12 protein-coding genes and 1 other RNA gene are annotated in these 13039 nt (G+C 56.1%); 9 read left to right on the top strand and 4 right to left on the bottom strand.

Going from position 1 to position 13039, the window contains the following annotated elements; all coding sequences use genetic code 11:
• Positions 1-7: 7 nt before the first annotated feature.
• Positions 8-349, top strand: a complete 342-nt coding sequence (locus ACORNT_RS06775; protein ID WP_321397174.1) for a MarR family winged helix-turn-helix transcriptional regulator — start codon at positions 8-10, stop codon at positions 347-349.
• A gap of 18 nt (positions 350-367) precedes the next feature.
• Positions 368-1240 (top strand): NlpC/P60 family protein, encoded by an 873-nt coding sequence (locus tag ACORNT_RS06770; protein WP_321397172.1) that lies wholly within the window; start codon positions 368-370, stop codon positions 1238-1240.
• A gap of 68 nt (positions 1241-1308) precedes the next feature.
• On the opposite strand, the gene ACORNT_RS06765 is transcribed toward ACORNT_RS06770, so the two are convergent.
• Positions 1309-1905 carry a cytochrome c family protein gene (locus ACORNT_RS06765; RefSeq protein ID WP_321397169.1) on the bottom strand — a complete coding sequence of 199 codons (597 nt, stop codon included), beginning with the start codon at positions 1903-1905 and terminating at the stop codon, positions 1309-1311.
• Positions 1906-2165: 260 nt separating this feature from the next.
• Between ACORNT_RS06765 and ACORNT_RS06760 the strand changes: the two genes are divergently transcribed.
• Positions 2166-3047: a prephenate dehydratase gene (locus ACORNT_RS06760; protein WP_321397166.1), complete on the top strand. Its 882-nt coding sequence runs from the start codon at positions 2166-2168 to the stop codon at positions 3045-3047.
• A 12-nt stretch (positions 3048-3059) separates the two neighbouring features.
• Here ACORNT_RS06760 and ilvD read toward each other — a convergent pair whose 3' ends face one another.
• Both ilvD and ACORNT_RS06750 read right to left on the bottom strand, forming a co-directional pair.
• A complete protein-coding gene (ilvD, locus tag ACORNT_RS06755) occupies positions 3060-4910 on the bottom strand; it encodes a dihydroxy-acid dehydratase (protein WP_321397163.1) in 1851 nt (616 codons plus the stop codon).
• Between the two features lie 91 nt (positions 4911-5001).
• Entirely contained in the window at positions 5002-5628 is a 627-nt protein-coding gene (locus tag ACORNT_RS06750; protein ID WP_321397160.1) for a pyridoxamine 5'-phosphate oxidase family protein, read from the bottom strand.
• A gap of 107 nt (positions 5629-5735) precedes the next feature.
• Here ACORNT_RS06750 and ACORNT_RS06745 point away from each other — a divergent pair, with 107 nt between their 5' ends.
• The 4 genes from ACORNT_RS06745 to ACORNT_RS06730 all read left to right on the top strand — a co-directional run bounded on the left by ACORNT_RS06745 (position 5736) and on the right by ACORNT_RS06730 (position 9870).
• A complete protein-coding gene (locus tag ACORNT_RS06745; RefSeq protein ID WP_321397157.1) occupies positions 5736-7172 on the top strand; it encodes a PLP-dependent aminotransferase family protein in 1437 nt (478 codons plus the stop codon).
• Between the two features lie 70 nt (positions 7173-7242).
• Positions 7243-8094, top strand: coding sequence for a LysR family transcriptional regulator (locus tag ACORNT_RS06740; protein ID WP_321397154.1), 852 nt, complete (start codon positions 7243-7245; stop codon positions 8092-8094).
• 49 nt (positions 8095-8143) lie between these two features.
• Positions 8144-8431: a hypothetical protein gene (locus tag ACORNT_RS06735; RefSeq protein ID WP_321397151.1), complete on the top strand. Its 288-nt coding sequence runs from the start codon at positions 8144-8146 to the stop codon at positions 8429-8431.
• A complete protein-coding gene (locus ACORNT_RS06730; RefSeq protein WP_321397148.1) occupies positions 8428-9870 on the top strand; it encodes a TrkH family potassium uptake protein in 1443 nt (480 codons plus the stop codon). Before ACORNT_RS06735 ends, ACORNT_RS06730 begins: the two co-directional genes overlap by 4 nt.
• 14 nt (positions 9871-9884) lie before the next feature.
• Here the strand turns inward: ACORNT_RS06730 and nudC are convergent, their stop codons facing one another.
• Positions 9885-10832, bottom strand: coding sequence for an NAD(+) diphosphatase (gene nudC, locus ACORNT_RS06725; protein WP_321397145.1), 948 nt, complete (start codon positions 10830-10832; stop codon positions 9885-9887).
• Between the two features lie 117 nt (positions 10833-10949).
• Here nudC and ffs point away from each other — a divergent pair.
• Both ffs and ACORNT_RS06715 read left to right on the top strand, forming a co-directional pair.
• An RNA gene (ffs, locus tag ACORNT_RS06720) (signal recognition particle sRNA small type) lies at positions 10950-11043 on the top strand.
• 110 nt (positions 11044-11153) lie between these two features.
• Positions 11154-12971: a DNA polymerase III subunit gamma/tau gene (locus ACORNT_RS06715; RefSeq protein ID WP_321397142.1), complete on the top strand. Its 1818-nt coding sequence runs from the start codon at positions 11154-11156 to the stop codon at positions 12969-12971.
• Positions 12972-13039 lie beyond the last annotated feature (68 nt).

The following is a 13039-nucleotide window of genomic DNA, read 5'->3' as shown; positions in this document are numbered from 1 at the left end:
GGATACTATGGATTTTGAACTTAGCGGCCATCAGGGACTGCGTTTGTGGATGCAAACACTGACCAGCGGGGTGACCAGCAAGATTCCCGATTTGACCTCCCGTCAAATGGCCGTCCTGATGCGTGTCTACCTTGAACCGCAGCCGCACACCGTGCGTGGACTGGCCGCAGAGCTTGGTGTTTCAAAACCGGTTATCACCCGGGCGCTGGATACCCTTAGCGCACTTGGCTTTCTCAAGCGGGTCCGGGATGAAGCGGACAAACGCAACGTCCTCATTCAACGCACCGTCAAGGGAGCCGTTTTCCTGACGGATTTTGCGGAAATGATGGAAAAAGCCAACATTAAATAATATTGAAAGGGGATTGGTATGTCACAGAAGGAACCTGACCCCAGAACTTCTCCTTACCGCCAGGACATCGCAGCAGATTTCCTCAAAGGTACTGTTGAAGTCGACAAATATGTTCAGGGCACCCAATATCAGGTCGCCCACGGCATTGCCCCGCTTTATGCCACTCCCGACAGACATTCCCCTCTCTCCAGCCAGCTTCTTTACGGCGAACTATTTACTGTTTTTGAAGAAAAGGACGGATGGGCCTGGGGACAGGCGGAACGGGACAGTTATGTCGGCTATTGCCCGATTGAATATCTGAGCCCGGATATTTTCGACAGCACCCATCACGTGGAAGCGCTCAGCACCCATATCTACGCTGCCCCGGACCCCAAAAGCGAACCGGTAAGACAGGTCTTTCAGATGTCTGAAGTTAGTGTTGCTGACCCCATGCAGGTCAAAGGCTTTGTCCGGCTTGTAGACGGCAACTGGATCTATGCCACCCATGTCAGCAGCCATTTCGGCACTGATCCAGTGTCGGAAGCGCTGAAGCTGCTGTATGCCCCTTACCTGTGGGGCGGCAAAAGCAGCGCCGGGCTGGACTGCTCCGCCCTGATACAGCTTGCCTTTGCCACAACCGGTATTCGTGTTCCCCGTGACAGTGACATGCAGGAAGCCGCCATCGGAGAAGCCCTGGAGGATGACGATGTGCCGCAACGCGGCGATATCGCCTTTTTCCCGGGACATGTCGGCTTTATGCTGGATGACATGCACCTTTTGCACGCCAACGCCCATCACATGCGGGTCAGCATTGATCCGCTCAAGGATGTCATCAATATTGTCAGCTTCCAGACCGACAAACCACCGCTCAGTTGTATCAAACGGATAACAACAGTTCTGCCTGAAGGTTAAGATACGCCCAATAGAAAAGCCGCCCTGATGAGCGGCTTTTCTTTATTCATTTTACCTGAAGAAAGTTCTTAGTGAACTTCACTTTCAACAGCCTCTGCAGCATCATCCACGACTTCAGCGGCTTTTTCAGCCACCTCTTCCACAGCCGGCAGGTCCATCGGCGTGGCACTCAGTGAACGAAGATAGGCAATCAATTCTGCACGGTCCGTACCCTTTTTCAGGCCGGCAAATGCCATTTTTGTCCCGGGAATGAAATCTTTCGGCTTGGTCAGGAAGTGATCCAGATCTTCATATGTCCAGCTCCCACCCTTGGCTGTCATAGCGTCGGAATAGCCGAAGCCTTCATGGCTGGCTTTATCGCGACCAACAATAGCCCACAGGTTCGGACCGGTGCCGTTCTTGCCACCTTCTTCGGCCGTATGGCAGGCTTTACATTTTTTGAAGACCTTTTCACCGTCTGCAGCACTGGCAGATGCGAGAAGAGCCGCCAGGCTCGGGCCCTCTTCTGCTACGGCTTCTTCACCAGTGTCCGCTGCAGCCATTTCCACTTCAACCGGATAAGCGTTGGCTTCCAGTTCTTCTTCATGAAAAACGATTTCACCAAGATTGTTAATACCGATGACCACCAACAGTGTAAGCAACACCGCCAATGCAATTTTGTTCAACTCAAAGGAATCCAAGGCTCTTCCCCGTGGTTAGTAAATCAAAAAATACCCGGAAACTGGCAATTCTGAGGGAAACAACAGAATATGTGGCCAATTCCACCCTCTAGGATGTTCTTGTACAGATGTTTTTATTTAGTGACAAGAGATTCTTGTTGCAAATTACGCCCAATTTGTAGTCTACCTGAATGACCCTGTGACAGAACAGGACGAAGCCAAAGTTTATACAGTGTAATTCTACCGAAGACAGACAAGGACCGGAAATGGCCACGAACGAGCAGAAAAGCGGATCAAAAAGTAACAAGGTTGCCTTCCAGGGAGAACCGGGTGCCTATTCACACCTGGCCTGCCGGACGGTCTTTCCGGACCGGGAAGCCCTGCCCTGTCCCACTTTTGAAGCCGCCTTTGCCGCCGTTGAAGAAAGTCGGGCCGAATATGCGATGATCCCCATCGAAAATTCCGTCGCCGGACGTGTCGCCGACATCCACCAGCTGATGCCTCACAAAACCCTGCATATCGTGGGGGAGCATTTCCAGCGGGTCAATCATCATCTGCTGGTCCTGCCGGGCACACAAATGAAAGACCTGGACCTTGTCCGCAGCCACGAGCAGGCGCTTGGCCAGTGCCGGGAACATATCGCAAAATGGGGTCTCAAGGCAGAGGCTTATACGGATACCGCCGGCGCCGCCAAACTTCTCGCCCAGATCAAGGACCCGGGCATGGCCGCTATTGCGTCTTCCCTGGCCGGAGAAATTTACGGCCTTGAAAGCCTGAAGGAAGGCATCGAGGATGCCGATCACAATACGACCCGCTTCCTGATCCTGTCCCGGGAAGAGAAAATCGCCCCCACGGATATTCCGTGTGTGACCACCTTTATTTTCCAGGTCCGCAACGTACCGGCCGCTCTGTACAAGGCACTGGGCGGTTTCGCCACCAACGGCGTCAACATGACCAAACTGGAAAGCTATCAGCTTGAAGGCAGCTTCAACGCCAGCCAGTTCTATGCCGATATCGAGGGACATCCCGAAGATCCCAGCGTTCAGCTGGCTATGGAGGAACTGGATTTCTTCACCAATGAAATCCGCATCCTCGGCACCTACCCGCAGGCGGACTACCGCATCGAACAGCGCAAGAAAAACGCATGAGAAAAGCTGAACTTATTTTCTGACTAACCCGGAGATATCCCGCACAGCGCCCTTGTCGGCAGAGGTCGCCATCAGGGCATAGGCCTGCAGCGCCCGGCTCACAACCCGGGGACGGGCTTCCGTCGGCTGCCAGGCCTTGTCACCCAGGGCTTCCATTTCCGCGCGTCGGGAGGCAAGTTCCTCGTCGCCAATACGAATACTGATCGTCCGACCGGGAATATCGATATCGATCATATCACCTTCCCGCACCAGCCCGATGTTGCCGCTGGCGGCGGCTTCCGGACTCACATGCCCGATACTGAGACCGGAGGTGCCGCCGGAAAAACGTCCGTCTGTGATCAGGGCGCAGGCCTTGCCCAGGCCCATGGATTTCAGGAAAGAGGTTGGATAGAGCATTTCCTGCATGCCGGGACCGCCCTTGGGTCCTTCATAACGGATGATGACCACGTCGCCCTCAACCACCTTGCCGCCGGTGATGGCCTCAACCGCATCTTCCTGGCTCTCGTAAATTTTGGCCGGACCGCTGAATTTCAGGATGGACTCGTCCACCCCGGCAGTCTTCACGATACAGCCGTCCAGGGCCAGATTGCCGCTCAAGACCGCCAGACCGCCGTCCTTGCTAAAGGCATTTTCCACGTTGCGGATACAGCCGCCGGCCCGGTCGGTATCAAGTTCATCATAGCGCTTGTTCTGGGAGAAGGCCTCCTGTGTCGGCACCCCGCCCGGGGCAGCGCGGAAAAACTCCTTCACCTTGTCATCCGGTGACGTCATGACATCAAAATAATCGATGGCCTCGCCAAGGCTGTCGGCATAAACGGTCGGGCAGTCCCGATGAATCAGGCCGCCCCGGCTCAGTTCGCCGAGAATGCTCATAATGCCGCCGGCCCGGTGCACATCTTCCATATGATAGTCCTGACTCATGGGCGCCACCTTGCAGACATTAGGCACCTTGCGGCTCAGCCGGTCGATATCGGTCATGGTGAAATCGATCTCGCCTTCCTGCGCCGCCGCCAGGATATGCAGAACGGTATTGGTAGATCCGCCCATGGCGATGTCCAGGGTCATGGCATTTTCAAAGGCCTTGAACCCGGCAACCTTACGCGGCAACACGTTTTCATCATTTTCCAGATAATATTTCTTGCAGTTTTCCACGATCCGGCGCGCCGCTTCCAGGAACAGGTCCTTGCGGTCAGCATGGGTGGCGAGCGCGGTGCCGTTGCCGGGCAGGCTCAGGCCCAGCGCCTCGGTCAGGCAGTTCATACTGTTGGCGGTAAACATGCCGGAACAGGACCCGCAGGTCGGACAGGCGCTGCGCTCGACCTGTTCCACCATGTCGTCACTGACCTGAGGATCGGACCCCATGACAATAGCGTCCACCAGGTCGAGGCCGTGGTTAATGCCTTCCACCTTGCCGGCCTCCATCGGGCCGCCGGAAACAAAAATCGCAGGGATATTGAGCCGCAGGGCTGCCATCAGCATGCCGGGGGTGATCTTGTCGCAGTTGGAAATACAGACCATGGCGTCAGCGCAATGAGCCTGCACCATATATTCCACGGAATCGGCAATAATCTCCCGGCTCGGCAGGCTGTAGAGCATGCCGTCATGGCCCATGGCGATGCCGTCATCCACGGCAATGGTGTTAAACTCCTTGGCAATGGCGCCGCTGGCCTCAATCTCGCGCGCCACCATCTGGCCCAGGTCCTTCAGGTGCACATGGCCCGGCACAAACTGGGTAAAGCTGTTGACCACCGCCACGATCGGCTTGCCGAAATCCTTCTCCTTAACGCCGGTTGCACGCCACAGAGCGCGCGCACCGGCCATATTGCGGCCGTGGGTGGAGGTCTTTGAACGATATTCGGGCATGGTCTTTCCTTCGGTGGTCTTCTTTTATACGGGTGGCTCCTACGCCTATTAGGCCGTTTTAAAGAGTGAAGTCAAGATTTTCATACCCCGTTCAGCCGGAGCGTTCGGGCGCCATTCTGCCAAATGACATGGGGAATGCCTCCTCCTCAAGCCACCTGGGTGCGAGAGGCGGGAATCCCTCGTTCTGGTCGGTTTTTTCTTTCCAGTTTCCCTTGCCGCTCCAGCTGCCTATATCCAGCGCAAAGACCGTCACCCGATCAATGTCTTCCTGCACAATCGGGCTGTAGTCCCGGTTCAGCGCCATAGGGGAAAAATATTTGTCAATCAGGCTGTAGAGCCCGTGCTCCATCTCCCCGCGGTCCTCCACATGGCGAATTGTGCCGTAGGCCATCACACTGCGAAACTGGCTGGAAAAATGCAGGGCCCGGTTGCTCGGCAGCAGCCGGCCCATTTCCGTTGCACAAAAGGCCATTTTCTCATGCCGATCCGTATTGGCCCGGCGCCTGCCGACAATCGAGCCATGGGCATAGATACAATGCCGGTCCGCATCATAGACATAGGTCATCGGATGGATGAAGGGCTGGTCATCCCAGCGGCTGGCAAAATAGCCCATGGGGGCCCGCTCCAGAAAATCCCTGATCCAGTCATCATCTTTGGCCAGATGCCCCCGCCGGTGCCGGTTGGCGGGACGGCTCTCAAGATCATATCCCCGTGCCATAGTTATCACTCCTTCCCGTTCAAATAATCGCTGGCTTGAATAATCACCGGCCTTGTGAGTAGATCAATAACTGGATATATTAAATAACCAATACTGGATATTTTTATATGACCACTGAACTTTCTATTGGCCTGAACCGTGACCTCGACCTGCCGCTGCAGCTTCAACTGGTGCAGGCCCTGAAATCGGCCATTGACCGGGGCACACTTGCCCCCGGAGCAAAGCTGCCCTCCAGCCGGAAATTTGCCGGGTCCCTGAAGGTATCCCGGATTGTGGTGCTTAATGCCTATGACCAGCTTCTGGCAGAAGGATATCTGGAGGCCCGGCGCGGACAGGGAACTTTTGTGGCCGGAGTTTCGGGCCAGACCGGGCCGTCCGGCAATCCGGATTATGCGGGTCCTGAGTGGATATCCATCACGTCGGCGGTCTCACCGGCGGGAAAGGCCGAATATGACTTCAGTATGGGGATCCTCGCCAAAGATATTCTTCGCCAGCCGGACTGGCGGCGAGCCTGGCGCAAGGCCCTCAATCATTCCCTGTCGCCCACCTTGCCACCGGCACAGGGCCTGTCATCACTGCGGCAGGCGGTGGCAGACCATGTAAACCGCTACCGGGGCATTTCCTGCGAGGCGGAAGAAATTATCATCACCAGCGGCGTCGCCGACAGCCTTGACCTGATTGCCCGGGTCAGCCGGCCCGCCAATCCGCTGGTTTATCTGGAAAATCCCTGCTTCAATGCCGCAGCGGCAGGATTCCGTCGTTATGGCCATAGGATCCGGCTGCAGGATATCGATGAGGAGGGTATCATTCAGAACGACCTTGACCGGAATCCGGCAACGGCCAAGATCCTGTTCTGCACCCCCTCGCACCAGTTTCCGCTCGGGCCGCGGCTGTCCCTGCAACGCAGGAATGACCTGCTGCACTGGGCCGATACACAGGACGCCCTGATCCTGGAAGACGATTATGATAGCGAGTTCCGTTATGGTGTTGCGCCGCTGCCGAGCCTGAAATCGCAGGATCAGGCCGGACATGTGGTCTATCTCTCCAGCCTGTCCAAGAGCCTGAGCCCGTCCCTGCGGCTGGGATATATCATCGCCCCGGCCAGACTGCGCCAGGCGCTGGTCGGCGAAATAGACATCAACCACCGGCAACCCCCTGCCCCGGTTCAGCAGGCCGTGGCGGAATTTATGAATGTTGGCGACATGGACCGCCATATCCGCCGCCTGCACCGCCATTACGAGGCGCTCAACCGGATTATCCGGGAGAAGCTGACGATGCTGCCGCGTGAGGTCGGGGTTCTGGGACTGGAGGCCGGCATCCATTGTTTCCTGCACATCCGGGACCGGCAGAAATATGAAAAACTGAAAAAGGCGTTCGGGGACAACGGTATTTATCTGCCCACTCTGGAAAGATACCTGCAGGGCCCCAGCCGCTGGCAGGGTTTTGGCCTGGGGTACGGCCATTTCGGGGAAGAAGAACTGGAAAATGCCCTGGACCATCTGATCCAGACTATCAGGCAGGAATTTGATAGTCAGCCCCATTAAATTCACTATTTACGAATTTAAATAGACATTAATTCATTTTATTTGTATTTATTCGCCCATGGATATTACTTTGGCTCAGACATTTCTGGCGATTCTTGACTGCGGCAACTTCCGGGAGGCCGCGGAGCGGCTCAATGTCACCCAGTCGACGGTCAGCGCCCGCATCAAGTCGCTGGAAGAACAGCTTGGCAAACCCCTGTTCATCCGCAACAAGTCCGGCGCCACCATGACCGCCGCCGGGCGGAATTTCCGTGACTATGCCTTAAGCTTCGTGCAGCTCTGGGACAAGGCCCGGCACAAGGTGGCCAGCACCACAAGTTACCAGGATTATTTCCGCATCGGGGTACGGCCGAGCCTGTGGCACCCCCTCACCATGAACTGGCTAAAGACCGCCCGGCAGCAGTTTCCGGACGTGGCCTTTCACCTGCATTTCGGCATTGCCTCCGACCTGATCCGGAAAATGAAGGAAGGCGTGCTGGATGTTGCCGTCCTGCTGACCGCGCCGGGCGTTCCCGGCATTTACGTGGAAGAACTGTATCGGGAGGATTTCCTGCTGGTCCGCCGGGCCGGTGATCCCCTTCCCGCCCCTGATCAGCCGGAGGAATTTGCCGCCCGCTATATCGATATCGAATGGGGACAGGAGTTCCAGACCCGCCGGGATTACCATTTCCCCTATCTGTCGGTGGCTGGCATCACCTTCAGCGTCGGCAGCTACGGCCTGCAGTATCTTAAGCAAAACGGCGGCTACGGCTATTTTCCCCGTGCCATGGTCAGGCCGGATATTGACCGGGGCGCCCTGCAGGTGATCGACGAAGCGCCGGTGATCAGCCAGCAGGTTTATCTGGCCCATGCCCGCAACGAGAATAATGATTTTTTGCCGGACCTGCTTTCCCATTTCCGCACACTGGCAAAGGAAATATAATGTCTGTACCCTGTAATCCCCTGATCCATAAACCGGAGGAATAAAGGAAATGACCGAGCAACAGTTCTCCATCAAAAATATCCGCAAGGTGATCCTGGTTATTGTCCTCGCGATCATGGGGATGTGCCTCGCGGCCGTGGTCACCTTTGAGCTGGAATATGTCATTGCCTCCGGCGTCGAGAACTTCCTCGAATGGATCGGTCTGATTGACAGCGGCTGGCTGGCTAAACATGAAGCGGGTTTCCTCAGGGAAGTCGTCCTTGCCGCCGTCGTGACATTTTTCGTCGGCATTATTCTGTTTCTCAGGAACCTCTGGAAAGACCAGGGGCCTCTATGAAACTGCATAGTCTCCTTTACATTACAGGACAATTCCTGCTGGCCCTCAGCCTGGCCATGCTGATCCCGCTGCTGCTGGATCTGGAAGAACATAATCCGGACTGGCAGGCCTTCATTCTGTCCGCGGTTCTGACAGCCCTGAGCGGGGTCCTGATGATCGCCGCTTTCCGCGGTGAAATCATACAGTTGTCCCTGAAAGAGGGCTTTATCCTGACCAACCTGATCTGGATATGCTGCTGCCTGTTCGGGGCACTTCCTCTGGCACAGGCGGATATCGGCCTGAGCTACACCGATGCTTTCTTTGAAACCGTGTCAGGCCTGACCACAACCGGTTCGACCATCTTTGCCGATTTGGAAAAACTGCCGCCCGGGATTATCCTGTGGCGATCAATCCTGCAATGGATCGGCGGCATCGGTGTGGTCTTCATGGTGATCATCCTGATGCCCTTCCTCAAGGTGTCGGGTATGCAGTTGTTCCGCATGGAATCCTCTGATACCCACGAAAAACCGGCAGAACGCACCCACGACCTGATGAAAAAAATTGCTCTGTGGTATTTGTTCCTGACTGTTTCCTGCTTCCTTGCCTACCGGCTGGCTGGTATGGGATTTCTGGACGCCCTCAACCATGCCATGACCACTCTCTCCACCGGGGGATTTTCTCCCTATAACAGCTCCATCGGCCATTTCGACAGCGCGGCTGTTTCCTGGGCCGCCATCATCTTCATGATGGCCGGGTCCCTGCCCTTTACCTTCTATCTCTTTTTATCCTCGCCGCTAAAAAAGAAACCGCCGCTGTCCCAGATCAAGGGATTTACCAGCCTGGTGGCCATGCTGTCCCTGTTTGTCACTGCCTATCTGCTGATTACCGGACACGGCAGCTTTGGACACAGCCTGACAACGGGAACCTTCCATGTGGTCTCGCTGATCACCACCACCGGCTTCGCCATGGAAGACTATGGCCTGTGGGGGCATCCGGTGATTGGCCTGTTGTTCATGATCACCTTTATCGGCGGCTGCAGCGGCTCCACCGCCGGCGGCATCAAGATATTCCGGTTCCAGATCATGGGGCAATATTTCAGCAATATGCTGCAGTCCCTCTATCTGCCGAAAAAAATCTCCGTCAACATGTTCAATGAACAGCGTGTGGACGATACGGTAATCGCCGGTGTTATCCTCTATTTCAGCATCTATTTTATCAGCCTGCTGCTGATGACCTTCCTGCTGGCCCTGACCGAGCTCGACTTCATCACCAGCATTTCCAGCGCCGCCACCGCCATTGCCAATGTGGGTCCCGGCCTCGGCGAACTGGTCGGGCCGGCCGGAAATTTTGCCGGCCTGTCGGATCCGGCCAAATGGATCATGGTCGCCGGTATGATCCTCGGACGGCTGGAATTTCTCAGTGTGATTGTGATCTTCACGCCGGCCTTCTGGCGCGCCTGAGCTGGTGAAAGGAACTAGTCCCTCTGCGCCACCCACTGTTCAATCAGGTGGCGGGCAATGGCGATGGAATAGGGAGCAAGCCGCATATCATCTGTCCCGCCGGTCAACAGCAGCATTTTTGCCTGGGCCCGATTGATCCAGCGGGCCTCCTCCACTTCCTTTTTATCCAGGATGATTTCTTCTGTTTTTGCTTCGGCAAAAAGACCGATCATCAGGCTGGACGGAAACGGCCAGGGCTGGCTCTTGATATAATCCACCTTGCCGATCTCGATGCCGGTTTCCTCCTTGACCTCACGCCTGCAGGCTTCTTCAAGGGTCTCGCCGGGCTCGACGAATCCGGCGAGAGCTGAATAATTTCCGGCTGGCCAGCCGGGACTGCGCCCGACCAGCATTTTGTCATCCTTGTAAACCAGCATGATCACTACAGGATCGGTGCGCGGGAAATGCTGGGCCTTGCAGGACGGACACTGCCGCAGATATCCGGCATTGCCGATTTCAGTGGCCACGCCGCAAACGGCGCAGAACCCGTGCCGTGTGTGCCAGTCCAGTAACGACTTGGCCTTTCCCAGCAACGCCGGAAGCGGGGAGAATTCCTCATGCAAAAGCTGAATGGCGACATTCCTGAGATCAATGAATTTAGCGGTATCTCCGGTCGCCTCTTCCTCGCTGATACAGTTGCCCAGTTCAACGGCAAATACCGCGTGTTTATCCAGAAGTCCCATGAAAACCGCTGTCGCAAGCGCCTCTTCGGGGATCTGCGAGCAATCGAGAAAACCGGGCATCGGCAGTTTTTTATCGGATACATCCATCAGCGGTTTCTGGTTATGAAATACCACAAACAGGCTGTTGTCATCAGCCAGCCGTTCCGCGATCCACGTCTCGTCCGTGCGCAGGTGATCAGCCGGATCCAGCGGGAAACCGGCAAAGGCACAAGGTTCAAGATAGAGGACGCGGTCAGACATGGAAATCTCCTTCTTTTGCCGGCAGGTTGCCACAAAGGGAAGGACAATACCAGACACAGACACGCTACAGAGTCTGATTTTCCTTGAATTTCTGTTTCAAAAAGACCATATAAGCCCCGAGAGATTGGCGGACGGGCATTTTCGCCAACCCGGTCAGGCCCGGAAGGGAGCAGCCGCAACGATATTTCCCGGGTCGTTCAATCTCTCACCATAACCTTCCCTCCCCCTGACAATTTTTCCTTTCCCTCAATTCTTCTGTGGCAATGATAAATTCAGCCGATATAGTATCCGGGTAACCAGATAATATGATATATTGAGTCTATGGCAGAAACTGACAGCAACACTGAATATCGCGTCCTTGCACGCAAATACCGTCCGACAAATTTTGACGAGCTGATTGGCCAGGAAGCGATGGTTCGCACCCTGTCCAACGCCATCGAAACCGGCCGACTGGCCCATGCCTTCATCCTGACCGGGGTGCGCGGGGTCGGAAAAACCACAACCGCCCGCATCATCGCCAAGGCTTTGAACTGTGTCGGACCGGACGGTAATGGCAGCGCCACCATCAACCCCTGCGGTGTCTGTGAGAACTGCAAGGCCATCAGTGAAAGCCGCCATGTAGACGTGATGGAAATGGATGCCGCCAGCCGCACCGGCGTCGACGACATCCGCGAAATCATCGACGGCGTGCGTTATGCCAGCACCAGCGCCCGCTATAAAATCTATATCATCGACGAAGTACACATGCTGTCCCGCAATGCTTTCAACGCATTACTGAAAACGCTGGAGGAACCGCCGGAACATGTGAAATTCATTTTCGCCACCACCGAAATCCGAAAAGTTCCCGTGACCGTGCTCAGCCGCTGCCAGCGGTTTGACCTGCGTCGGGTCTCCATTGAGGAACTTTCCGCCCACTTCGGCCGCATCGCCGAAAAGGAAGGCTGCGAAATCGAGGACACGGCCCTGGCCATGATTTCCCGGGCGGCGGAAGGCTCCGTCCGTGACGGCCTCAGCCTGCTCGACCAGGCCTTCGCCCATGGCGCCGGCAAAGTGAGCGAGGAACAGGTCCGCGACATGCTCGGCCTGGCCGACCGTGCCCAGGTGCTTGACCTTTACAAGGCCTGCATGAAAGGCGACACCGCCGCGGCCCTGAAGATGCTGCGCCATCAATATGATCACGGCGCCGATCCGGTGGTCATTTTCCAGGATATGCTGGAACTGACCCACTGGCTGACCCGCCTCAAGGTGGTGCCGGAAGCCGGAGAAGAAGTGGTGACCAGCGAAGCTGAACGTACCCAGGGCAAGGAGATGGCCGGCACCTTGAGCATTCCCGTCCTGACCCGGGCTTGGCAGATGCTGCTCAAGGGACTGGAAGAAGTCCGTATTGCCCCTTCCCCGCTGCTGGCGGCGGAAATGGTGCTGGTGCGCCTGACCCATGTGGCCAACCTGCCGACGCCGGGCGATCTGGTTAAACAGCTCAAGAATAATCCGGCCCCGGCCGGCGCAGCCCCTGCCGCACCTTCCGGCAACGGCGGCAGCGCCACAAATGCGCAGGCCGGCAGTCATATTCACGGCAACGCCCCAACAGGCGCGCCGCAGGCCTTCCGGGTCATCCAGGGTGCCACGGGACAATCCTCCCTGCTGGCCGCGGATCCACTCCCGGATCAGGACACAGGTCTGCCCTCGCCCAATACCTTCGAGGAAGTGGTCAAGCTGTTTGTAGAAAATCACGAAGCCACCATCGCCTTCCATCTGAAAGAAAACTGCCACGAAGTGAGCTTCAGCCGCGGCCGGATGGATATCCGCCTCAATGACAAGGCGCCCCGCGACCTGATCGGCAAGTTGTCTGAAAAATTACGCGAATATACCGGTGAGCGCTGGGTCATTTCCCTGTCTTCCGAGGCCGGTGAAAAAAGCCTTTACCACAAGGAACTGGAAGAAGCGGAAAAACTTCAGGCCAGATTGTCGGAGAATCCGTTGATCAAATCGGTTCTGGAAACCTTTCCCGGCGCAAAAATCACCGATATCCGCAAAAAAATGGCCGAGTTTCCCCTCGACACACTTGCGGACGGATTGGCAGACAGTGATGGTTTTATGGTCAGCGCCGACGAATTCGGCCTTGATCCGGATGATTTCTGACCAGAAAATTTAATCAGACGGTTTGGTAAAACCGATTGAACCGGCCGGGCACAGGCCTTACATAAGGG

This window comes from Emcibacter sp. (genome assembly GCF_963675455.1).
Taxonomy (GTDB): Bacteria; Pseudomonadota; Alphaproteobacteria; order Sphingomonadales; family Emcibacteraceae; genus Emcibacter.
The sequence above is the reverse complement of the archived record's forward strand: the minus strand, read 5'-3'. Positions and strand labels throughout refer to the sequence as shown.